We start from the raw sequence: 24,339 nt of genomic DNA on the forward strand, positions 1-24,339 counted from the left end.
TAGAATACCGGCCTGTCACGCCGGGGGTCGCGGGTTCGAGTCCCGTCCACTCCGCCACTTATTTATAGACAGAGTTAAGTCTTTAAAAGAACTACAGGGGTGTAGCTCCAACTGGCAGAGCAGCGGATTCCAAATCCGCGTGTTGGGAGTTCGAATCTCTCCACCCCTGCCATATTAAAGAAGGCTCATATCGAAAGATATGAGCCTTTTTGCTATTTGGAGTTTGAGAAAAGAGTCGCGGATTCCCCCACCATAAGAACGCGCGTGCTAGGAGTTCGAATCTCTCCACCCCTGCCATATTAAAGAAGGCTCATATCGAAAGATATGAGCCTTTTTGCTGTTTGGAGTTTGAGAAAAGAGTCGCGGGTTCCCCCACCATAAGAACGCGCGTGCTAGGAGTTCGAATCTCTCCACCCCTGCCATATTAAAGAAGGCTCATATCGAAAGATATGAGCCTTTTTGCTGTTTGGAGTTTGAGAAAAGAGTCGCGGATTCCCCCACCATAAGAACGCGCGTGCTAGGAGTTCGAATCTCTCCACCCCTGCCATATTTAGAAGGCTCATATCGAAAGATATGGGACTTTTTGCTATTTGGAGTTTGAGAAAAGAGTCGCGGATTCCCCCGCCATAAGAACAGATACATCCTATTTACCAACAGTGTGTATCTTCTCCTGAGCCAACACCTGCTGCATTGAGGCTCAATATCCCACAAGAATCTTTATTTTGTCCTAAAGCACTTTGTGGAGTGGCTGATAGAATGTAGGTGTTACTTCCTGATCCTAAGAGATCATAAGATAAGTGGTATCTTTTATTATCAATGCCACACACACTATCGATTAAACAAGAGCCTATTTCTTTATTGATCACTAATTCTAGTAGAGCTTTATAGCGATCTTTTGCCGCAGTTTCTGCTCTTGTTGAATATAAACTTTCAATATGAAGTTGGGTCTTGATTAATGCCGACACCGCTTCCATCCGATGACTTTTTAATACGTGTACCATGTAATTAGGATAAGCAACGCTTGCTAAGATAGACATTATGGCAACAACGATAAGTAATTCGACCAATGTCACGCCATTATGAAACTTGAGAGCTTTTGACAGACTGAAAATTCGAATCATTCCGATAACTCATTGAAAGGTAATATCACTAGTTTTAAACAGTGCTACTCTTCCTAGCAAGATGAAAATTCCAAATCGGAAAATTGCAAAGGAAATTGCGAAATGCCTCGCGGCTTTACTCTACTTGAATTACTTATCACTATTATTGTACTTGCCACTTTGTTGATGTCAGCGGTGCCGAGTTTTTCTTCTCTTCTTGAACAGCAAAAAATAAAACGGCTATTAGGTGATCTAGAAGGTTTTTTAATTCAAGCAAAGTCAGAATCAGTATTGCAAAATAAAGCCCTTAAGATTTTTTACATAAAGGAATCGAATGATTGGATACTCTCTCTTAATCCTGAAGGTAGTGTATTAACAACCATTTCTGAAGCTCAAATATCCGCTATTATTTATTTACATTCAACAAATTACCCTCAGTTATTACTTTCCTCAAATATGTCAGCGCTTGTATTGAACCCTGTTAGAGCCACTCCTCATATGCCAGCCAGTTTTTTGCTTTATAAAGATAGAAATAAAAAAGTGAAACTATTAATTCACCATATTACGGGGCGGATCAGAATATGTGCTGAAGGGGAGGAACACTATGGTTATAAGAAGTGTTAGACAAAAACAATGTGGCATTTCTTTGATTGAATTGCTTGTCGCTTCTACTATAGGGATCATAGTGTTAACACTTATTGGGAGTATCTATTTAAAAGGACAAAAGCTATATGCAGATAGAAGTCAGAACCTTCTACTAATTCAAGAGCTTAATGATGCATTGCGCTTGATAAAAGAAGAGAGTCATCGAGCAGGCTTTAATGGAAGTAGTCACTATTCAGCGATACTTTCTGGAGCAAGTAACGTCATACACGTTTCAGGTGAGCAATTAAGTTACGTTTATAAAACGTCTGAGTTACCTGAGCAATGGCGAGGTATTAGCATAAAGTATGCGTCTGACACATTAAAAATATGTACGAAATCTAACTTGCCATCGATACCCGATATTCATTTTTGTACTCGTTTTTATTCTTTGTTAGATACAAATATCATGACGATGACGGATTTTACACTTGTTCAAACCTCCCTTAATCATTCAGTAAGTTCTGCTTACTTATCTATTTCTGCGACAGTAAAGCTTAAAAATACCTCTCATCAACACTCCTCTCAAATTAAGCTTACGCAGAGGAATTGGTAATGATAACTAAACAACAAGGTGCAATAACCTTACTTGTATCTAGTGGTATTTTAATGGCTTCTTTAATACTTTCGTTAGCCAGTTATCAGCATATTTTTTATCAAATAAAACGAGCTCAAAATGAAATTGAAGCGAGAAAGGGGTATTGGGCGGCAGAAGGAGGGATTGAATGTGTATATGCAAAAGTAATGGTATTAGGGGCGCTTCCTCATGGAGATATTGAAGAGTGCAAAGCGCTATCTTTAAGTTCACTAACTATCGTTAAAGAGACTAATTATCAAATTGAATCAGTGAAGAATGCTCAGAGAGTAAAAAAGGCCTTTATCATAGGAGGAACAGGTGGTGATGGTGTCATTAAATCATCGTCTAATTTGTATTTTCATAGCAGCATTTCAATAGATGTTCCAGATCCTGTCCGTTTAGGTAACGATGGTTGGGAGTGTATCGCAGTGAGATATAAAAATTTGATTGGTGCCAATGGCAGTGTTGTAAACCAAGGAGTGAAAACAAGTATTACATCTAGTAGAGACTTTAATCACCAAGGTAAAGATTGTAACACTGACTATAAAACAAATACCTCAATGGGAAGTCTAGGGCTTAAATCAGATTTCCAAAAAGATGTGTCGATTTCGCCATTTAAAGATATCTTTGGGATAGACCCTAGTAAGCATAATACGATAAGAGATAATGGTAAGTTTACTGTGCTATATGGAACTGGAACACCGGCAGGAAAACGCCTATCCAATTGTGGCACGCAATTAATAAATAAACTAAATGCCAATAATAAATTTATTTGGGTTGAAGGAAGTTGTGAGATCACCTCAGTGGAATACCAAGATTTTAGTGAGGCGATGAATAAGCATACGGATGGCAGTTTTATTATGATTCATGATGGTTCGTTTTCTGTTATGGGGGCTCCAAGTGGTGTTATTGCAAAAAAGATGAAAGGGGTTATCTTCCATTTTAACTATGATTATAAAGTACCTAAAGATGGTTCAAATTGGATTGGGACGGATGCTTATAATTACTTATACCCACACGGGGGAGTTATAAACTCTATTTTTCCATCATCTTTTTTATCTAACGCTTCTTTTTATCAACATGGTTCCTTTACATTAAATGGCGGACAATTTTTTGATACGCAAGATCAGTCAGCCATTTTTTATACTAGTGCTAGTTTTAAATACAATAGCGATATCATCCAAAACCTTATTTCTGAACTAGTTCAACCTCGCTGGAAAGAGGGATCGTGGCATGACTTTTAAACAACAAGGTTTTAGTTTATTAGACGTTCTTATTTCGTTTGTTTTGCTTACTGTCGGTGTCATTGGCTTAATTAAGCTACAGGTATTTATTGATAAAAAGTCAGAATACGCCGCAGCCAGTATTGGTGCATTATATGCTGCAGAATCAAAGCTAGAGTATTTTAGAACCCGATCAATAGATGGTGAAGGCAGGACGATTTCATTTAGATCGATTACCACACAAGAATCAGCAGAATTAATTAATGGCTATCATGTCACTTGGTCTGTTATTGATAGTCTGCCAACAATTATTTCAGGGACGATGGTCGTTAATTTAAAAGAGATACAAGTAAAATCGCAGTGGGAGAATCGGTGGGGTGAAACTCAAGAGGTGGTTTTACAAACAATGATATCAAGGTACAGTGAATTTAATTAGGTTCAAACGATTGCTTGAACCTAATTTATTATAAATCATCCAACGAAAGGTAACATGGCTCCAGCGGCAATGAAGAAACTTACCAAACCTACAATCGGTAGTTTAACTACTTTTAATAATGCAAAACCAATAATGACTAATGCCATATCTAGCCCTGAGCTTACAGCACTTGTAAATACAGGGTCGTACAATGCAGCGATTAGCAAACCTACGACAGCAGCATTAATTCCCGTAATTGCCCCTGCTAATGTTGGTTTTTGAGCAAGAACCTGCCAATGACTAAATACGCCAAGTACTAATAAAAAACCCGGTAAGAAAATAGCTACTGTTGCAATTAAAGCACCAAGAACAGGTTGCTCGCTCCATAGTTCGTAACCTAAGAAAGTAGCAAAGGTAAACATTGGACCTGGAACCGCCTGTGCAGCAGCATAGCCAGTTAAAAAGCTATCAGTGCTAATTTGATCACCAACAATATTTTGCAGTAATGGAAGAACTACGTGACCACCACCAAACACTAAGCTACCTGCTTGAAAAAAATCTGAAAAAAGTACAAGCAAAGGTGAGTGATTAACAATAGCAGGCAAAGCAAAGAAACAAAGAGCAAAGATAGCGAGCGGTATCCAATTAATACCTTTTGATTCCTTTTTAATTTCTGTTATTTGATCTGATTTTAGATAAATTCGACCAACGATAGCGGCAATTAATAAGGCCATTAATTGAGTGCTTATTGAAGGAAAAATTAATAACAAGCTCGCCGTCATAATACCTAAAAGTACGGTAATTTTGTCCTTACAAAAACTCTTATACATTCCCATGATTGCATCGGCAACGACAACAACGGCTAATAATTTTAATCCATGAATGATGCTTTCAAATATGTCATTACCAAAGAATGAATGGCTTATATTTGCTAATAACACCATGATAAGAATTGAAGGTAATGTGAAACCAATTGATGCGAGTAGAGCACCAAAGAGCCCCTTTCTGTGATAACCCAAAGCAAAGCCGACTTGGCTTGAACCTGGACCCGGTAAGAACTGACTTAAGGCGATCAGTTGAGCGTACTCTTCCTCACTTATCCAGCCTCGTTTTTGTACAAATTCATTGCGGAAGTAACCGATATGAGCGGCAGGTCCACCGAAGCTAACCCAACCTAATAAAAAAAATCGCTTAAATATCTCAAACATAATCTACTCAACTTTTGATGTATTATCCAAATTCGGACATTCCATTTTGATGGGATAAAGATTACGAGTTACTATCAAATTATTCAAATCGATTAAATTACTACTAACTATGAATGAAATTAATTGGAAAGCGGTAGATCTTAATTTATTGGTCGTGTTTAGTGCATTAATGGAAACCAAAAGCGTTTCATTAGCGGCGAATAAATTATTTGTAGGTCAGTCAGCGATGAGTCATAGTCTTGCTCGTTTACGTGAATTATTAAATGATCCTTTGTTTGAACGACAAGGGCATAAAATGATCCCAACCGCTAAAGCTAATCAGCTCTATCCAATGATCACACTGGTATTACAGACAATCTCTGGTGATATTTTAAAGGTGGATACGTTTGAAGCGAGTGAGTTTTCCGGCACCTTTAAAATCGGGATGACAGATTACGCAGAACTTCTTTTTGCCGCTGATATTTTTGATGCAATTCATCAATTAGCGCCAAATTCACAGCTCTGTTTTACCACAGTAGATAAAGCCAATTATCAAGATAGATTTGATTCTGAGCCACTTGATTTAGTGATTGGTAGCATGAGACCTGAGCAAAAAGAATTTCAATATCAAACATTATATACAGAAAAACATGTATGTATGTGGGATGGTCAGCGACATCACTTTAACACGCCGATAACACTTGGAGATTATATATCTTTACCTCACGCGTTAGTAAGTCCTGATGGCGCATTAAAAACAGGGGTAGATAAAGAGTTAAAAGCGTTAGGTGTGAATCGTGCTGTTAGCGTGGCATCTAAACATTTTTTAACCATAAGACATTTAATGAAAAAAAGAGATTTAATTTGTGTGGTGCCTGAGTTGATGGCTCAATTAGATCTTTTCTCAGAAAAATTAGTGCATTCAGAGCCTCCAATTAATATCGGTGAGTTTGATATTCAATTGATTTGGCAAACCAGAAATAAAGAGAATAAACGCTATCAATGGCTCAAAGAATTACTTATTCAAACCATTGAAAAAAGCGTGATTACTTATAGGACTTAAATTCTGTGCGTTTGGGATTTAATGGTTATCGCCCAAAAGCGTCTTTAATTTTTTCATCGGTTTTATATTGGCTTAGCGCATAAACCGACCAAATAGCGGCAGGTATCCAGCCGATTAAGGTTATTTGTAAGATAAGACAAATGATGCCGCTAAATGGACGACCTATCGTGAAAAATTGTAACCAAGGCAGTAATAAAGCAAGTAGTAGTCTCATTTTTTTTCCTATATTAATAAAAATGGCCAGTAACAAGTAAGTTACTGACCATAAGGTTACCTTAGTCTTTATGAATAGAGCATGAATATACTCAGGCCATTAGACTAAAAATTAGTTATTGCTGTGCAATTCGCTATTTAGTTCAACCGCAGATTTATTCGTTAAACATTCGATTTGACCAGTGATAGAGTTGCGACGGAATAGAAGGTCTGTTTTACCAGCAAGATCACGAGCTTTCGCAATTTCAACTTCTTTGCCTTGATTATCTAGCATGCTTACTTTTGTGCCAGCAGTAACATATAGGCCTGATTCAATCGTACAACGATCACCCATTGGGAAACCAAGGCCAGCATTTGCACCAAGCAGACAATTCTCACCAATCGAGATAACCATCTTACCGCCACCAGAAAGTGTTCCCATGATAGAAGCACCACCGCCGATATCAGAGCCATTACCAACAACAACACCCGCAGAAATACGACCTTCAACCATGCTCACGCCAGTAGTACCTGCGTTAAAGTTGATGAAACCTTCGTGCATAACAGTAGTGCCTTCACCGACATGAGCACCTAGGCGTACACGTGAAGTATCAGCAATACGAATACCAGTAGGAACCACGTAATCCACCATTTTAGGGAATTTATCAACACAATCGACAGTCAGAGTTTCGCCAGCTAGACGAGCTTCGATTTGACGATCAGCAAGTTCAGGTAGATCGATTGGACCTTGATTAGTCCAAGCAATGTTATGCAGAAGACCAAAAATACCATCTAATACAGTGCCATGTGGCTTAACTAAACGGTTAGAGATAAGTTGAAGCTTTAAGAAACCTTCAGCAACAGATTGAGGTTGCTCATCAGTCGCTAGAACAACAAGAACAAGAGGTTGTTTAGATTGAACTGCTTTTTCTGCAAACGCAGCATTAGCAATATCCCCGTTTGCTGCAAATGCATTAGCAAGTTCAGTACAAACTTCAGAAGAAACTTCGATAGCTTGATTGCCTTCAGCATAACCACTTGCTTGAGCAATAGAATTAACTAGCGCTTCAGAAGGGTTTAATACTGGATGTGGGAAAAATGCTTCAATGATTTTATTGTCGCGGTTTTTTGTTGCAGTACCAAAGGCAAGAGCAAAATGAGCCATGTAATGATTCTCCATTTCCATATAATTATGAGTATTTAAAAATAAATCTTACTTCACATCATAAAGAGAGTTGCTGTGATATAGAAGGGCGAAAGTAAGAAATATTTACGATGCAGGGAGAAAAAGTGTAAGAAAAGGGGAACTATAGTTAGGGAGCAGAAAATAAAATAGCAGCTCATTAGGCTGCTATTTTATTTTAATATGTATTTTTTATAATTAAGCCGCGTCAGATTCTTCGTCTTTTACCGCTTCAATCTTTGCTTTTTTTGGTGCTGGTTTACGTTTAGCACCAAGAGCAACTAATACATCTTCTTTATGTTTTGCTAGGTAAAGAGACAACTCTTCTTGCTTCTCTTCATCTTCAATTAAATTGCTTTCATTTAGCAGAGTAAAAAGTTCATCTGCAACATCCAGCATTTTGTCATAAGCATCGGCTTCAGTTTTAGAGGTAAAAGTCATCTTCTCTTCTCCGTTGCGCTCAACTACATATTTGACGATAACAGCCATGGTCGTCTCTCCTTTAAAATTAACTGGTGTTTTATACAGTAACTGAGCATTTATGTCCACTTTGTCGTGGTAAAATTGGAGCTAACTATCTTTGCAATAAGAGAGAAACCGCTTTAGTAGTGGAGTCTGATATTTTTCTTTATGCAATAGTAACCAGTATTGACGAGTTAATCGTTTTTCATAAGAAATGTTAACTAGGCGCCCATCATTAATGGCATTTTGTGCAGCGAGTTGAGAAATACATGCCAATCCCATATTTTCAGCACAACAATTAATTATAGCTTCAGTGGTATGAAGTTGTAATGATTCATGCCAATCATTTAAATTAGCGGCGATATGATTAATAAAATATTCACGGCTACCCGAACCTTCTTCTCGCAGTAACCAAGTTGAATGTTCTAAATCATCCAGAGTCACCAGGCTCTTAGTTGCTAAAGGGTGAGAAGGGGCGCACACTATGTACATATCGTCACATTGCCATTCAATCATATTTAATTTTGGATGATGCGCTTTACCCTCAACCAAACCGATATCAAGTTGAAATTCTAGCAGTCGATTAATAATTTGTGCTGTATTTGAAATAAACAGTTGTTGAATATCGCAAGGGTGCAGTTGTTGAAACTCACTCAGTAAAACGGGGGCGATATGATTACCAATAGTATCGCTAGCACCAATATTTAATGAACCGGTTAGCTGACTATCTGCCGTAAATTGGTGCTCGATAGCCTCTGCTCGTTCTAGTAATTCGTCCGCTAAAGGAAGAAGTTGGCGTCCTTCACTATTTAATACCAATCGATTATTTACCCGATCAAAGACCTTGTAGCCAAGGTTTTTTTCAAGCTCAGAAAGCGAAAGGCTTACCGCAGGCTTTGTAATGAAAAGTCGCTCAGCAGCTTTAGTCATTGTTTTTTCTTGAGCAATGGCAGTAAATACATTGAGCTGTTTTAGTGAAATTCTCATGACAAGAAGTCCTAATAAATCAATCTTAAGTCGTTTAGTTTATATTAACGTAACTTTAAGTTTATTCAAATTTTATTAATGATGAGTAAGAAGTAAAATAGCGTCATCGTTAAATAGTAAAGAGAACAATGTCATGCTTAATTACACAAAACAAAAAGTAGTAGGTGCTCCAACGCCAATGGCAGGGTTAGCTCTTGGGATTGCAAGTTTAGGTTGGTGCTGGGAAAACGCATTGCCGCTCAATGGTTATGCTCAATGGATTTCAGCAGCTATTGCTTCTGTTTTATTACTGGTATTAGCGATTAAATTTTTATTGCACCCAACGGTATTATGGGGCGAACTTGCTCATCCTGTTGTCGGTAGTGTCGCTCCAACCTTTGCTATGGGCACAATGGTGGTATCAAGTTCGATTGGTCATTTTTATCCAGTAGCAGGTGATGCGTTATGGCTTGCCGCCATCGCACTTCATATTATTTTCTTGGTCTCTTTTATTTACCACAGAGCAAAAGATTTTGAATTGCATCATATGGTCCCTAGCTGGTTTGTTCCACCTGTAGGTCTAGTGGTTGCTGATGTGTCTTTTTCTGGCAATCCAGCATTAGCCCCTGTCGCACATTGGATTCTTATGTTTGGTTTAGTTATCTACGCAATCATGCTACCCGTTATGATGTATCGTTTGATTTTTTGTCATGAAGTACCTGACGCTGCAAAACCAACCATCGCAATTATGGCGGCACCAGCAAGCTTATCATTGGCAGGTTATTTAACGGTGACGGCTTCTCCATCACCTGTGATAATTGCACTTCTATTTGGTATTGCAGTATTAATGACAAGCGTGATTTATATGGCTTTCTTTAAACTCATGAGACTTCCATTTAGCCCTGGTTATGCAGCATTTACCTTCCCAATGGTGATAGGTGCAACGGCATTATTTAAAACGGCGAACTGGATGTTATCTCAAGGGGTTGCTGCTAATTATGTCTACCAAGTAAGAACACTAGCGGCAGTTGAGTTAGTGGTTGCTACTTGCGTGGTGAGTTATGTTGCAGCGCATTATCTAGCACATTATCGTCCAATAACACGTATGACTAATCGTTTAGCAAACCCTAAACCCGCACATTAAATTAGTAATCTTTTTCTCTTAAAACACATCCAGTTACGTTAAGCTATAGAGACTTTCATTTCTTTATAAGCGAGCTGGGTGTGTTTACTGTTTATCATTCAAATCAACTTGATGTTCTTAAATCACTTGTCGTTGAATTAATTCGTCTTAACCCTCTAGATAACCCATTTGAGCATGAGCAAATCCTCGTTCAAAGTCCGGGCATGTCACAATGGCTTAAAATAGAACTCGCAAAAGAGCTAGGCATTGCCGCCAATCTTACTTTTCCTCTTCCTGCTACTTTTATTTGGGACTTGTTTACTCAGGTTCTTGATGATGTGCCAAAGCGCAGTGCTTTTCATAAAGAAGCAATGACATGGAAGATAGTGACATTATTACCTGAGTTATTAACACAAGATGAATTTGCACCTCTACAGCGCTATTTAGAAAATGATGAAAACCAACTTAAGTGCTACCAATTAGCGGCAAAAATTGCGGATATCTTTGACCAATATTTAGTATTTCGCCCAGAGTGGATCCAAAAGTGGGAAGCGGGTGAAGAAATCGCTGAGCTAGAAGGCGAGCACCCTTGGCAGCCTATTTTATGGCAAGCCTTGTATGATCAAACGCTAGCACTGGGTCACTCCCCTTATCATCGTGCCAATATGTTTGAGCACTTTATTGAAACCTTAGATAACTACCTACAAACGGGCACCTTGCCAAAAGGGATGCCTAAGCGTTTATTTGTGGTGGGCATTACTTCATTGCCTCCACGTTATTTAGATGCACTTGCGGCGCTAGGGCAACATATTGATGTGCATTTAATGTTTACCAATCCTTGCCGTTATTACTGGGGTGAAATTCGAGACAGAAAGTATCTCGCCCGCCTAGAAGCGCGTAATCGCCTGCAAGTAAAATGGCTAGAGGATCACAGTGAGAAAATTGGTGATTCAGAACAATTAAAAGGATCGCTTGATGCAAATTTTGAGGATGAATTACATACTTCAGAAGTGGGTAATTCACTGCTCGCATCATGGGGTAAATTAGGTCGAGATAATCTTTGTTTGTTATCAGAAATGGAAGCACAAGAAATAGATGCTTTTGTTGATGTAGATAAGGATAACCTCCTGCACTCTATCCAATCGGATATTTTAAATCTTGAAGAGCATAGTCGTGATGATGTGCTTGATAACAGTCAGCATAAACAGCCAATCAGTTCTGATGATCGTTCGATTCTTTTGCATTCATGTCATAGCCCAATGCGTGAAGTTGAGGTATTGCATGACCAACTCTTAGATATGTTTGCTAACGATCCAAAACTAAAACCACGCGATATTATCGTGATGGTGGCAGACATCAATGTCTACAGTGCAGCGATTCAAGCGGTATTTGGAAATGCGGCTTTTGATCGTTATATTCCTTTTGCCATTTCAGACCAAAGTGCTGAGCAAGAAAACCCAGTGTTATTGGCTTTTATGAGCTTAATGGCGTTGCCTGAGAATCGCTGTGGCCTTTCGGAATTATTGAGTTTGCTTGAAGTTCCTGCCGTAATGTCGCGCTTTAAATTCACGACCGAGCAATTTGAGATAGTTAAACGCTGGGCAGAAGAGACCGGTATTCGTTGGGGATTAGATAACAGTACTTCAGCACATTTTGATCTTCCAGAGCACAACCAAAATTCATGGTTATTTGGTATCCAGAGAATGTTATTGGGTTATGCCATGGAGCAAGAGATTGGCTTATTTGAAGGTATGGCAAGTTATGAGCAAGTGCAAGGCATGAATGCCGAAATCGCTGGTAACTTGGCGCACTTTATTGATCAGCTTTTGACTTATCAGATCACCCTAGGCCAAGCGCAAACCATTAGTGCATGGCGAACCATTATTAACCAATTAATGGATGACTTTTTAAACGTAGAGTTAGAAGGAGAGTTGGTGGTTAAAAGCATTCGAGATCAACTGCAAAAGCTAGAAGAGAACCTAGAAGATGCTGGTTTTGATGCACCAATCTCTGCACCAATTATTAATAATTACCTAAAAAATAATTTATCTGGCGGTAAAGCGAGTCAACGATTCTTAGCCGGACAAGTTAATTTCTGTACCTTAATGCCAATGCGTTCTATTCCATTTGATGTGGTATGTCTGCTTGGGATGACGGATGGTTCTTACCCTAGAACCATGCCTGTTGAAGGTTTTGATTTAATGCAAAAGCGCATGAAACCAGGCGACCGTTCACGTCGAGATGATGATAGATATCTGTTTTTAGAAGCGCTGCAATCGGCAAATAAAGCCTTTTATTTAAGTTATATTGGACGCTCAATTCGCGATAACACAGAAAAAGCACCGTCAGTGTTGGTCAGTGAGTTACTTGAATATTGCCAACAAGGTTACAGCCTAAAGGGCGATGAATCATTAAACCCTGAAGAATCAGCAGAGCGTTTAGTTAAACAATTAACCATTGTTCACCCATTAGTCCCGTATAGCCAACAAAGTTTTATTGGTGATAACACCAGTTATGCCAGTGAGTGGTTACCCACCGCAAAATTAGAAGGGGCAGCGGCACCTGAGTTTCAGACTGCGCCATTAGTGTATGCACCAGAAACAAAAGAATTAGATCTCACAGAGCTACAACGTTTTTGGCGTCTACCTGTTGCGTATTTCTTTAACCGTGGATTGAAAGTCTTTTTTGAAACAGTAGAGAGTCGAGTTGAAGATGATGAGCCATTTACTATCGATGGTCGTACTGGCTATGGTATGAAATCGGATCTACTGGAGGACTTATTGGCCTATGATGATCCTAACCAAGTATCTCAAATCTCTCGTGATTTTTATCAGCAGCAAAAAGCTCAAGGTAAATTACCGATTGGTAGTTTTGGTGAGATAGCGGCAGATAAAGAAGTGAACACCGTTAAAGATTTGGTTGCTCATATTCAACCATTAACGAGCTCACCATTAGACGATCAAGAAGTGCGTTTACACTTTACTTTTCCTCATGGTGAGATGGAATTACAAGGTTGGTTAAAGCAGCGTTATCAGGCAGGAATGTTGCGTTATCGTGGTGGTAAAATTCGCTCGCATGAAATTTTAGCTACTTGGATCTATCATCTTTGTTTATGTGCCATGGGCCAGCCGCAATTTACCCACCTATTTGGTACCGATGCGATTTATCATTTTGAAGCGATTGAGAAAGAAAAAGCGTACCAGCATTTAGAAACCATTTTAAGTCTTTATATTTCGGGTAACTGTGCACCATTACCTTATTTACCTAAAGCGGCATTAGCAGGACTTGAAGCGCATTTTGATAAAAAAGGTGTGTGGAATGATGATGAAGAAACACATCAAAAAGCACTGAAAAAAATGGCAGATGAATACAATGGCACTCGTTATGCGGGCGAAAATAGCAATGATTATGTAATGCGTATGTGGCCAGAATGGAATGATGAGTTTGGTCAGACTATTTTTGAGAATGCTCAAAAAGTATTGCACGATGCGTTATTACATAGTGAGAAAGAAAAGCTGTAATCAAAAGAAGCGTTGTTATTGGTAGGAGTAGAGTGGCCGCCAGTAAATCATTGTTAGTGTAGGGCGTTCGCTGTACGGCCACAGGTCAGAGGTTGACCGAATCCTGATTACAAATGCACATTTAATGGGCTCTTTGTAAGTGGCGCTGAGTGTAACAAAGCATAAAAAGTGAACCGTGAGAAAGATCTCACATTGATGGCTTTATTAATTTTATTATCGTTGTTCCTAATGAATTTCGATATGGATCACACAAATATCTTGTAAAAACAGGATATTGATGTTTAAAACGGTGATGTTCGATGACGACAATCGCAGCTCCAAATCAATTGAATGCAATGACGTTTCCTTTGCATGGAACACGTTTAATTGAAGCTTCAGCCGGTACCGGTAAAACCTTTACCATTGCCAGTTTGTATTTACGTTTATTGCTAGGACATGGCGAGGACAATAGCCGTCATAGTGAAGAGTTAACCGTAGATAGAATATTGGTAGTAACTTTTACAGAAGCGGCAACGGCAGAGTTGAGAGAGCGTATCCGAGCAAAAATACATGATGCTCGTTTAGCCTTTGCTCGTGCTGTGCATAACAATGGTTATAAGAGTGGTGATCCGGTTATCGATCCTTTGCTGGCTTCTATTAGCGACCATAAATCAGCAGCACACATATTATTGAACGCAGAACGCAGCATGGATGAAGCCTCAATTTTCACCATTCATGGTTTTTGTCAGCGTATGCTAACCCAAAATGCCTTTGAATCGGGTGCGCAGTTTGAGAGTGAATTTGTTACTGACCAAGCCAAATTAATGCATCAAGTGGCTGCCGATTTTTGGCGTCGCAGTTTTTATCATCTGCCAAAAATGGTGGCTGAAAGTGTGTATGATTGCTGGCCAAATCCATCGGCATTATTAGGTGATATGGGTAATAGTCTTACCGGTGTACCAAAGCATTTAACCGTTGAGCCACTAGAGAGTTCATTAGAAGAATTTTGTCAGCAAGGCATTAGTCGTATTGATGAATTAAAAAAACAGTGGTCAGAGCATTGTGTCGATTTTGAAGCGCTAATTTCAGGTTCAGGTGTAGATAAACGCAGCTACACTAAAAAGAATTTACCTAATTGGTTAGAACAAGTGTCATCGTGGGCCAATAACCCTACAACCTCATTGCAAGTACACGATAAGCTAGAAAAGTTTTCTCAAGAATTATTAATTGAAAAAACCAAAAAAGGCGAAGCGCCAGAGCATGCTGTATTTACACTCATTGATGATTTTCTTTCTCAGCCATTAGAGATCAAACAGCCGTTATTATCATTGGCGATCCATCAATGCCGTAAAACCTTACAGCAAGCCAAAGAGCAAAAAAATTGGTTATCGTTTGATGATCTATTAAGTCAGTTATCAGAAGCCGCAGAAAATAAAGAAAACGCCTTATTGTTAGAAAAGATCCGTGAGCAATACCCAGTCGCTTTGATCGATGAATTCCAAGATACCGATCCGCTGCAATATTCGATTTTTAGTACGCTTTATCAAGATCAGCCACAGTGTGGTTTATTTATGATCGGCGATCCAAAACAAGCGATTTATGCTTTCCGTGGTGCGGATATCTTTACCTATATTCAAGCTCGTCGCCAAGTCGCTGATCATTATACTTTGGATACAAACTGGCGCTCGACCGCAGATATGGTGTCGTCAGTAAACCGTATTTTTGAACATGGCAAACAGCCTTTTTTGTACGATGACGATATTCCGTTTTATCCGGTTAAATACAATCCAATTAATGCCGAGCAAAAATCATGGGCGTTAGAGAACCAAACTCAGCCAGCCATGACCTTTTGGTTGCAAGAGAGTAAAGATGGCAATCCGGTAAATAAAACGACCTATCAGCGTGTGATGGCAGAATCAACCGCGGCACAAATTCAAACTATTTTGACAGGAGCGCAACAGGGCTCAGCGTATTTACAAAATGGTGAGAAAAAACAAGCCATCGAAGCGGGGGATATTGCGGTTTTGGTTCGTACTGGTAAAGAAGGTAAATTGGTTCGTGAAGCCTTATCAAAACAAGGTATTGCGAGTGTTTATTTATCTAACCGCGACAGTGTATTTTCTTCTCCATTAGCGAAAGATGTATTGCGTTTATTGCAAGCGGCCATGACGCCGACAGATGCAAGGGCGGTTCGTTCAGCGCTGGCCTCGTCATTATTTGCTTATACTGCCGATCAACTGCATCAATTTAATATCGATGAAATGCAGTGGGAGCAAGCGGTTAATGAGTTTCGCGCCTACCGTAAGCATTGGCTACAGCGCGGTATCATGCCGATGTTGCATCAAATCATTACCCAGCAAGGGATCTCTGAGCGTTTATTAGCTGAAAATGGCGGTGAGCGTCAATTAACTGATTTACTGCATATTGGTGAATTACTGCAACAAACCAGTCAAACCTTAGACAGTGATTATGGTTTATTGCGTTGGTTATCTGAGTCTATCTCGGAGCCTAATGGGGATTCAGAAGAGCAGACTGTGCGCTTAGAATCAGAGCGTAATCTGGTGCAAATCGTCACTATCCATAAGTCCAAAGGGTTGGAATATGATTTAGTATTTTTACCGTTTGTTTGTTCTTATCGTGCGATAGATAAAAAAGGTGAAGTCAGCTTTTATGATGAAACCAACCGTTACTCGGTATTGGATTTATTAAAAGAAGATGATTCTGTCGAAAAAGCAGAAAAAGAGCGTTTAGCTGAAGATTTACGTTTGATTTATGTAGCCCTGACTCGTGCGGTTTATGCTTGTTATATCGGCATGGCACCTATCACCAAAGGTATCTCTAAAAAATCACCAACAGGTGTGCATTTATCGGGGCTAGGTTATCTAATCCAGCAAGCAGATGAATGTAATGTAGACGAGCTACAAGCGTGTCTTGAAAAGCTAATTGCAGGCAATTCGCCTATGGTGATCCAATCACCTCAAATGGTAACCGACGTGTTATACCAAGAAGTGATAGATGATCACATTGAGCTGCATGCTAATAAATTAATTGAGCCAGTGAAAAGCAATTGGTGGATGACCAGTTATTCAGGTTTGGTAAAACAAGGTAATCATCACAATGATGCCTCGTTAGAGCTCATTAATTTGGATATTGATTCAGCAGAAGATAAAGACGAAAAAGAGTTAGATTTAGAGCCTGAACGCACCATATTTACTTTCCCTCGTGGTGCGAGAGCGGGTACGTTTTTACACTCATTGTTTGAAGAGGTTGAATTTACTCAGCCAATTAACAGCGAAGAAAATACACAAATTATCATTAAGTTGTTAGAGAAAGAAAATTACGATGTTGAATGGTTAGAGGTCGTTCAAAGCATGATGCAGCGAGTGTTAGATTACCCGTTGGATGGCCAAGATTTATGTTTATCAAGTAAAGGCCCAACTCAACGCTTGGTTGAAATGGAGTTTTTACTTCCTATCACGTTATTGAACTCAAGCTTGGTTAATAAAACCATCGCCAAACATGATGAAGTATCAGCACGAGCAGGGGATCTTGGTTTCTCTACGGTTAGCGGCATGCTAAAAGGTTTTATCGATTTAGTGTTTGAGCATGAAGGTAAATATTACGTTCTTGATTGGAAATCAAATCATCTAGGAGACTCGCCAGAATGTTACGGTGGTGATGCCTTAGTTGAGGCGATGCGAGATCATCGTTATGACTTCCAATACCAATTATATGCCTTAGCACTTCATCGATTTTTAAAAAGCCGCATTGCTGATTATGATTACGATACCCATTTTGGTGGTGCGTATTATATTTTCTTACGTGGTGTTGAAGAGACTCATGAAGGGCGTGATGCAAATTCTAATGGGGTATTTTATTCAAAACCGAGCAAAGCTTTGTTAGAAGAGTTAGAGAAATTGGTAGATGGAGAAACAGTCAATGCTTAAGCAATTACAACACTTAATGGCTCATGGTGTACTTCGCCCATTGGATCTTCAATTTGCCAAATTTATTTCTCAACAAGAAAAAAACAGTAATCAAAATCTAATTATGTTGCTAGCAGCGATAGTAAGTCATGAGTTAGGAAAAGGTCACGTCTGTATTGATATTGAGCAGATAGAGCAGGGCGATCTTTTTACTCTACCTGCAAAGTATCGTGATGCGCTATTGGAATTAGTTCCAGAAAAAAGTCGCTGGATTTATGAATTAACCAATGCCTCTACAGTATCAAATGGTACAGAAGCAACCCCTTTAGCTTTTGATGGTACTCGCTTGTATTTACAACGCTACTGGGCGTTTGAGCAACGTGTCTCTAACCGTATTACTAAAGCGGCGCAAAGTGTGGCGGTAAATCCTCAGTTATCGAATACATTGGATAAGTTGTTTGCTCGTCAGTATCATTTTTTATTTTCAGCATTGAAAAAGTTGGAGAATAACAATCAAGTTTCTCGCCAACAATTGGTGTGCGATATGCTTGATATTGTTCAATCAGATGATCTTAATTGGCAGGCAATTGATGCAGTTCTGTTAGCGGCGACTAAATCCTCTGAACTCGAAACGTTAGATCAATTAATTCCAAATAACCACTGTGTTAATTGGCAAAAAGTCGCGGCAGCTGTGGCGTTAACTCGTCGATTTTCGGTAATTTCGGGTGGTCCAGGAACGGGTAAAACAACCACAGTAACCAAGCTTTTGGCCTCCCTAGTGACACAAGCTCAGCAAGACAATAAAAACATAGCAATTAAACTGGTTGCGCCAACCGGTAAAGCGGCGGCACGTTTGACAGAATCCATTGGTCAGGCGGTGCAATCTATCGGCTTAGCGCCAGAAGTAAAAGAGGCTATCCCAACGGATGCAAGTACCCTGCATCGCTTACTTGGCTATATTCCAAACCAAGTGGACTTTCGTCATAACAAATCCAACCCATTACATCTTGATGTATTGGTGGTGGATGAAGCGTCTATGGTCGATTTGCCTATGATGGCACGACTACTCGATGCGGTACCAGAGCATGCTCGTGTTATTTTATTAGGCGATAAAGATCAGCTTGCTTCGGTTGAAGCGGGGGCTGTGTTAGGTGATATTTGTCAGTTTACCAAAATGGGTTACAGCCAGAATCAAGCCCAACAATTATCTCAATTAACTGGCTTTAATCTGCCTGCTCAGCCGCATAATAACGCCGTTGCAGACAGTTTATGCATGCTGCAAAAGAGTTACCGTTTTGATGCGCGTTCAGGTATTGGACAACTTGCCAAAGCGATTAATGAAGGCAGTAAATTTAAAGTAGAAGCAGTATGGGCTAAAGGGTTCTCAGACATTCGTTTTCATGATTTAAGTAATGACAGCTATAACGCAATGATCACCATGATGGTGAATGGTTACCGTAGTTATTTAGGGCATATCCACGCGGGTGACAACCCTGAAACGGTGCTTAAAGCATTTAGTGAAATTCAATTATTATGTGCGATGCGAGAAGGGGATTTCGGCGTTGTTGGTTTAAATCAACGTATCGAAAAAGCGCTGAAAAAATCCGATTTAATTCCCCATGGTGACGAGATTTGGTATTCAGGTCGTCCTGTAATGGTGACACAAAATGATTATGGCGTTGGTTTGTATAACGGTGATATTGGTATTGCGATGCCAGATCCTATTGATCAACGTTTACGAGTTTATTTTGATATGCCGGATGGTTCGATTCGTGGTGTGTTACCAAGCCAGTTACCTGAGCATGAAACCGTTTATGCTATGACGATCCATAAATCTCAGGGCTCTGAATTTGAACATACCGTCTTGGCGCTACCCGCAGAGTTTAGTCCAATCTTAACGCGTGAGTTAATTTATACTGGAGTAACTCGTGCGAAGAAAAAACTCGATCTGTTCGCAACAGAAAAAGTGGTGGCACGAGGGGTAATGATTAAAACTCAGAGGAATAGTGGCTTAACGTCGTTGATGAGTTAAGTGAATGACAGTGGTTGATAATGTAAATATCAACCACTGTATTATTTCATATACGTAACAATGATTTTCGTCAGCGCCTCTAGTAAATAGTGACTAAATGCATATAATTACACCAATAAAATTCGGAAGGAATCTCGGATATTCTATTTTTACCAGCCATGTTAATTAGATGATTAATGGTTGGATCTAGAGTTTTACTGCTATATGTTTAAATTACTTGTTTCAATGCCGCCAGCTATGGCGCTTATTATTGCTATTATTTCAGAAGTGATAGCGACCTCTTACATTCCTAAAACAGAACAATTTACCAAATTAACGCCAAGCTTAATTGTTGGTGTCGGTTATGCTATTGCATTCTTTTTACTTTCAATCACAGTCAAAAGCATGCCTGTTGGAATTGTATATGCCATATGGAGTGGGGCTGGAATTGTTTTAGTCGCAGGTATTGGATATTTTGCTTACGGACAGAAATTAGATCTCGCAGGGATCATTGGGATTAGCTTAATTTTGTCTGGTGTTCTTGTTGTTAATTTATTATCGAAAACGGCGGGTCATTAGCCGTTAATCTAAACGTTGGATAGTTTAAGTTATTCCGTAAGAACAAATAAATAGGCCGCAAAGGGATTTCCTTCTGCGGCCTTTTTTATAATCCTTTTAAAACAAGAATTTTTGATTTTCTCTGAAAATTGTACAGTTTTTGTTTTTTCATTGGTAAGTGGGAAACCTCTACCTCAATAAAGCCTTGCTCTCTAAACCAGTGCAGGCTACGAGTAGTAAGAACAAAGAGCTGCGACAATTTAAACTGTTTTGCTTTGGTGCGTAAACGGGTAAGTAAGGTCACACCACGATCACCATCGCGATAATCAGGATGAACAGCAACACAGCCCATTTCTGCCATCCCCTCTTCTGGGAAAGGATATAAAGCGGCGCACGCTATAACGAGTCCATCTTTTTCAATAATCGTAAATTGTGTAATTTCTTGCTCTAACTGTTCTCGAGAGCGGCGAACTAAAATACCGTCTTCTTCTAATGGGCGAATTAAATCTAATATGCCACCAATGTCATCAATTTCTGCATCACGAACTTGCTCAGAGCTCGCCATAACCACTTGAGTACCAATACCATCAAAAGAAAATAACTCTTGGATTAATGCACCATCTTCTTTGTAGCTAATTAGGTGACTACGAGGAACCCCAGCTTTACATGCAGATATCGCTCCTTTTAAAAAGCGCATTGTGCCCGTGAGTTTTCCATTTTCTTGTGTTAATTCTTTTTCAAGACGTTGAAGGATCTCTTCAGCTTCACTTGGAAATAATTCCGCTAAAATCTGTCCTTCTTCATTAAGGACACCTTGCTCTGAACAGAAACCAATGAGTTTGTCGGCATTTAGGCGGATAGCTAACTGAGTGGCGACATCTTCTGATAAAAGATTAAAACATTCGCCAGTAACAGAACTCGCAACAGGACCAAGTAGAACAATAGATTGTTGATCTAACATTCGATTGATCCCTTGGGTATCGATTCGACGAACACGTCCACTGTGGCAATAATCAATACCGTCATCAACACCAAGAGGTTGAGCAATAATAAAGTTACCACTAATGACATTAATTTGTGCACCAGCCATAGGTGTATTATTTAAACTCATTGAGAGGCGGGCGGTAATGTCGAGTTGAAGCTGACCTGCTATTTGTTTGACTAACTCTAAGGTTTGTTCATCGGTAATTCTTATTCCTTTGTGGAAAGGCGCATGATGAGCGGTTGATCTAAGTTGTTCACGCATTTGAGGTCGAGTACCGTAAACAATAACAATACGTAAACCGAGTGAATTTAAAAGGGCAATATCATTGACGATATTAGCAAAGTTAGGATTAGCAATAGCCTCACCACCAAGCATAATCACAACCGTTTTATCGCGGTGTGCATTGACATAGGGAGCCGACTGACGAAAACCTTTGACTAAAGCGGTACTACGAAATTTCACTATACGCCATCCATGAGTGATTTTTTATGTGGTTATAATGACTATTTATTTTTATATCTACAAGTGTTTAGTACAAGCTCACACAAGTTTTTCTCAATATTTTTGATATTTGCCGATATGCTTAATATATCTGTTGGTTTTATTAGGCATTACAATGAATCAAGCTCAAGAAAAAGAGTTGAGAAAAAGAAAAATCCGATTAATGCTATTAATTGGATTTGTTGCTATGGGTTTAGTTGCTTCGATACTTGTGGCAATGTTTAGAACCGGTGTTTTTGCACAAATGCCTGCGTCTCAATTGTATGGTCGCTGGGTTGAGCAAGGGGTTCCTAGCTATGCTAGAGATAGCTTTACTATTAGTGCGGGTGGGATTTATACACATGGCCGTCTAATTAGTACCAAGTTTGATTTTGATGGTAGTCAATTAAGCTATAATCATGGTGGAGCGACATATGTCTATATGGTTGAAGATAATGATGGTGCAAAATTGCTTCGAATTCAACCAACACATTATAAATCCAGTTTTAGTAAACAGTAATCGTTATGCCTTCCAAGTAAGTGCTTTGCAGTGGCTTACTTGGAGAATTTCTTTCTAGTTTGTATCAAGTTTTGTCAAAATTATCCTTTTCTTACATTTATTGCAGTGTAAGCAATTGCTCTCTTCTTATTTGTTTGTCATTCTTCTCGCATTATTTATCAATAAGGTTTTATTGTGTTTCGTAAATTTTCTCTTGTGTGTGTTCTTCTGGCTTTAGCGGGTTGTGCTGATCGCCCTACTGAACGTGCTCAGCAATATTTAGATGGTGGGTTCAGTAGTAACTTAAATGAAGTAAGTGAAATTCATTCTGATAAGCCTTCTGATTTTAGTGCCTTTAAAAAACAAAGTGCAGAGGTAATTAAGCGCTCAGAGTCAATGTCATTACGTTATGAAGAGTTGTACGTACAATTGCAAAAGTGGATTGATGAAAGCTCAAATCCTGCTGAACTTTCAGCTTATGGCATTCAATTTGCTCAAATGGGGGGAGGGGATAAGCAAGGGAATGTGATGTTTACTGGTTATTTTTCACCTGTAATTGAAATGCGCCATACACCAAATGAAACGTTTAAGTACCCTGTATACGATAAACCTGATTGTGGTTCTGATTGTCCAACCCGTGCCGAAATTAATGCCGGTGCATTATCTGGTTTAGGTTTAGAGCTTGGTTATTCTGACAATATGATTGATCCGTTTATCATGGAAGTTCAAGGCAGTGGCTTTATTCATTTTGGTGATGATGACAAACTAGAGTATTTTGCCTATGGTGGTAAAAATAATCATCCGTACGTAAGTATTGGTAAAGTATTGATTGAACGCGGCGAAGTTGAACGTAAAGATATGTCGCTAAAAGCAATTAAAGAGTGGGTTGCTAAGAATGATGAAGCGACAGTTCGTGAACTGTTAGAAACCAATCCATCTTATGTATTCTTTTCACCACGAGACGCACACCATGTTCTAGGAACTGCAGGTATTCCTTTACTTGCTGGTGCCGCTGTTGCTGCTGATCGTTCTTTATTGCCGATGGGAACCCCAATACTTGCTGAGGTACCTCAATTAGATAAAGATGGTAAGTGGACGGGTAAACATGTGCTTAAAGTATTATTGTCGTTAGATACCGGTGGTGCAGTAAAAGAAAATCATTTAGATCAGTATTATGGAATGGGATCTGAGGCCGGTATTGCTGCGGGTCACTTTAAACATTTTGGCCGTGTTTGGAAGTTGGGTTTAAAAGACTCCGAAACAGAAAATCCATGGGAAATGCCAAAAAAGAATTAGTCTTTAAATAATACTGAGTTTCTTAAAGCTTGATCTTCTAAAAAAGAGTGCGTATAAATCGTGCTCTTTTTTGTTTTTGAGTAAGGTAACCCCATGCGCGAATTAACCACTCCTGCTTCTGAAAGTTATGACCAACGTTTTGGTGGCACTCGCCGTTTGTATGGTAATAGTGAAGTAGAAATTATGCGTGCTGCACATGTATGTGTTGTGGGTATTGGTGGTGTTGGCTCTTGGGCGGTTGAAGCGTTAGTTCGTACTGGTCTTGGTGAGATCACCTTGATTGATATGGATGATGTATGCGTTACTAATATTAATCGTCAAATTCATGCAATGACCGGCACAATTGGCCAAAGTAAGATTGAGGTGATGGCTGAGCGCATTAAATTAATTAACCCTGAGTGTAAAGTTAATTTAATTGATGACTTCATTACGCCTGAAAACCAAGCTGAATACATTTCGAAAGAGTTTGATTACGTGCTTGATGCTATCGACAGCATGAAACCTAAAGCGGCATTACTGGCTTATTGTAAGAGCAATAAGATTAAAGTGATCACGACTGGTGGGGCGGGTGGTCAAACTGATCCAACTCAAATTCAAATCACTGATTTAACCAAAACAATTCAAGATCCATTAGCGAAAAAGTTGCGTGATACCTTGCGTCGTCATCATAACTTTACCAAGAATCCAAAGCGTAAATTTGGCATTGATTGTGTCTACTCAACAGAGCATTTGAAATACCCACAAGCGGATGGCTCTGTATGTGCGACTAAAGCAACCGCTGACGGTCCAAAACGTATGGATTGTGCGAGTGGTTTTGGGGCAGCGACGGTGGTAACGGCGACGTTTGGTTTTGTTGCAGTGTCGAGAATTGTAGAGAAGTTGATTGAGAAACACTCGACTAGAGACTAGAGACTATAAGTGCGTGTATGGCTGGTGTGATAAATATTGTTA

20 protein-coding genes and 1 tRNA gene are annotated in these 24,339 nt (G+C 39.4%); 14 read left to right on the forward strand and 7 right to left on the reverse strand.

The features are described from left to right. Positions 1-95: 95 nt before the first annotated feature. A tRNA-Trp gene (locus PVK62_RS09050) sits at positions 96-172 on the forward strand. 475 nt (positions 173-647) lie between these two features. Here the strand turns inward: PVK62_RS09050 and PVK62_RS09055 are convergent. Next, a complete protein-coding gene (locus PVK62_RS09055; protein WP_274444006.1) occupies positions 648-1,121 on the reverse strand; it encodes a type IV pilin protein in 474 nt (157 codons plus the stop codon). Positions 1,122-1,223: 102 nt separating this feature from the next. Here PVK62_RS09055 and PVK62_RS09060 point away from each other — a divergent pair, with 102 nt between their 5' ends. The 4 genes from PVK62_RS09060 to PVK62_RS09075 are packed head-to-tail and all read left to right on the forward strand — an operon-like array spanning position 1,224 to position 3,978. Beyond that, positions 1,224-1,724 carry a prepilin-type N-terminal cleavage/methylation domain-containing protein gene (locus PVK62_RS09060; RefSeq protein WP_274444005.1) on the forward strand — a complete coding sequence of 167 codons (501 nt, stop codon included), beginning with the start codon at positions 1,224-1,226 and terminating at the stop codon, positions 1,722-1,724. Beyond that, positions 1,705-2,298: a PilW family protein gene (locus tag PVK62_RS09065; RefSeq protein ID WP_274444004.1), complete on the forward strand. Its 594-nt coding sequence runs from the start codon at positions 1,705-1,707 to the stop codon at positions 2,296-2,298. Before PVK62_RS09060 ends, PVK62_RS09065 begins: the two co-directional genes overlap by 20 nt. Further along, positions 2,298-3,563: a hypothetical protein gene (locus PVK62_RS09070; RefSeq protein WP_274444003.1), complete on the forward strand. Its 1,266-nt coding sequence runs from the start codon at positions 2,298-2,300 to the stop codon at positions 3,561-3,563. Before PVK62_RS09065 ends, PVK62_RS09070 begins: the two co-directional genes overlap by 1 nt. Then, positions 3,553-3,978 carry a type IV pilus modification PilV family protein gene (locus PVK62_RS09075; protein ID WP_274444002.1) on the forward strand — a complete coding sequence of 142 codons (426 nt, stop codon included), beginning with the start codon at positions 3,553-3,555 and terminating at the stop codon, positions 3,976-3,978. The genes PVK62_RS09070 and PVK62_RS09075 overlap by 11 nt, the downstream gene beginning before the upstream one ends. A gap of 35 nt (positions 3,979-4,013) precedes the next feature. Here PVK62_RS09075 and chrA read toward each other — a convergent pair whose 3' ends face one another. After that, complete coding sequence (gene chrA / locus PVK62_RS09080) at positions 4,014-5,165, reverse strand: chromate efflux transporter (RefSeq protein ID WP_274444001.1); 1,152 nt, start codon at positions 5,163-5,165, stop codon at positions 4,014-4,016. A gap of 109 nt (positions 5,166-5,274) precedes the next feature. Here chrA and PVK62_RS09085 point away from each other — a divergent pair, with 109 nt between their 5' ends. Next, positions 5,275-6,207: a LysR family transcriptional regulator gene (locus PVK62_RS09085; protein WP_274444000.1), complete on the forward strand. Its 933-nt coding sequence runs from the start codon at positions 5,275-5,277 to the stop codon at positions 6,205-6,207. A 25-nt stretch (positions 6,208-6,232) separates the two neighbouring features. On the opposite strand, the gene PVK62_RS09090 is transcribed toward PVK62_RS09085, so the two are convergent. From PVK62_RS09090 to PVK62_RS09105, 4 genes are all read right to left on the reverse strand, one after another. Then, positions 6,233-6,421: a YqaE/Pmp3 family membrane protein gene (locus PVK62_RS09090; RefSeq protein WP_005417846.1), complete on the reverse strand. Its 189-nt coding sequence runs from the start codon at positions 6,419-6,421 to the stop codon at positions 6,233-6,235. A 111-nt stretch (positions 6,422-6,532) separates the two neighbouring features. Beyond that, positions 6,533-7,564 (reverse strand): 2,3,4,5-tetrahydropyridine-2,6-dicarboxylate N-succinyltransferase, encoded by a 1,032-nt coding sequence (gene dapD, locus PVK62_RS09095; protein ID WP_274443999.1) that lies wholly within the window; start codon positions 7,562-7,564, stop codon positions 6,533-6,535. 216 nt (positions 7,565-7,780) lie between these two features. Beyond that, positions 7,781-8,071, reverse strand: a complete 291-nt coding sequence (locus tag PVK62_RS09100) for a YebG family protein (RefSeq protein WP_045101344.1) — start codon at positions 8,069-8,071, stop codon at positions 7,781-7,783. 81 nt (positions 8,072-8,152) lie between these two features. Continuing rightward, positions 8,153-9,031, reverse strand: a complete 879-nt coding sequence (locus tag PVK62_RS09105) for a LysR substrate-binding domain-containing protein (protein ID WP_274443998.1) — start codon at positions 9,029-9,031, stop codon at positions 8,153-8,155. Positions 9,032-9,164: 133 nt separating this feature from the next. Here PVK62_RS09105 and PVK62_RS09110 point away from each other — a divergent pair, with 133 nt between their 5' ends. From PVK62_RS09110 to PVK62_RS09130, 5 genes are all read left to right on the forward strand, one after another. Beyond that, positions 9,165-10,154: a TDT family transporter gene (locus PVK62_RS09110; RefSeq protein WP_274443997.1), complete on the forward strand. Its 990-nt coding sequence runs from the start codon at positions 9,165-9,167 to the stop codon at positions 10,152-10,154. 80 nt (positions 10,155-10,234) lie between these two features. After that, positions 10,235-13,654 (forward strand): exodeoxyribonuclease V subunit gamma, encoded by a 3,420-nt coding sequence (gene recC, locus PVK62_RS09115; protein WP_274443996.1) that lies wholly within the window; start codon positions 10,235-10,237, stop codon positions 13,652-13,654. A gap of 299 nt (positions 13,655-13,953) precedes the next feature. Further along, positions 13,954-17,580 carry an exodeoxyribonuclease V subunit beta gene (gene recB / locus PVK62_RS09120; protein WP_274443995.1) on the forward strand — a complete coding sequence of 1,209 codons (3,627 nt, stop codon included), beginning with the start codon at positions 13,954-13,956 and terminating at the stop codon, positions 17,578-17,580. Continuing rightward, positions 17,573-19,591, forward strand: a complete 2,019-nt coding sequence (gene recD, locus PVK62_RS09125; protein WP_274443994.1) for an exodeoxyribonuclease V subunit alpha — start codon at positions 17,573-17,575, stop codon at positions 19,589-19,591. The genes recB and recD overlap by 8 nt, the downstream gene beginning before the upstream one ends. A 225-nt stretch (positions 19,592-19,816) precedes the next feature. Beyond that, positions 19,817-20,149, forward strand: a complete 333-nt coding sequence (locus PVK62_RS09130; protein WP_443111769.1) for a DMT family transporter — start codon at positions 19,817-19,819, stop codon at positions 20,147-20,149. Positions 20,150-20,234: 85 nt separating this feature from the next. Here the strand turns inward: PVK62_RS09130 and argA are convergent, their stop codons facing one another. Further along, positions 20,235-21,575 (reverse strand): amino-acid N-acetyltransferase, encoded by a 1,341-nt coding sequence (gene argA, locus PVK62_RS09135; RefSeq protein ID WP_274443992.1) that lies wholly within the window; start codon positions 21,573-21,575, stop codon positions 20,235-20,237. Between the two features lie 154 nt (positions 21,576-21,729). Here argA and PVK62_RS09140 point away from each other — a divergent pair, with 154 nt between their 5' ends. The 3 genes from PVK62_RS09140 to tcdA all read left to right on the forward strand — a co-directional run bounded on the left by PVK62_RS09140 (position 21,730) and on the right by tcdA (position 24,297). Continuing rightward, positions 21,730-22,113 (forward strand): DUF2850 domain-containing protein, encoded by a 384-nt coding sequence (locus PVK62_RS09140; protein ID WP_274443991.1) that lies wholly within the window; start codon positions 21,730-21,732, stop codon positions 22,111-22,113. Positions 22,114-22,287: 174 nt separating this feature from the next. After that, complete coding sequence (gene mltA, locus PVK62_RS09145; protein ID WP_274443990.1) at positions 22,288-23,388, forward strand: murein transglycosylase A; 1,101 nt, start codon at positions 22,288-22,290, stop codon at positions 23,386-23,388. Between the two features lie 93 nt (positions 23,389-23,481). Further along, positions 23,482-24,297 carry a tRNA cyclic N6-threonylcarbamoyladenosine(37) synthase TcdA gene (gene tcdA, locus PVK62_RS09150; protein ID WP_274443989.1) on the forward strand — a complete coding sequence of 272 codons (816 nt, stop codon included), beginning with the start codon at positions 23,482-23,484 and terminating at the stop codon, positions 24,295-24,297. Positions 24,298-24,339 lie beyond the last annotated feature (42 nt).

Origin of the sequence: Aliivibrio sp. S3MY1, from assembly GCF_028765575.1 — a bacterium.
Taxonomy (GTDB): Bacteria; Pseudomonadota; Gammaproteobacteria; order Enterobacterales; family Vibrionaceae; genus Aliivibrio.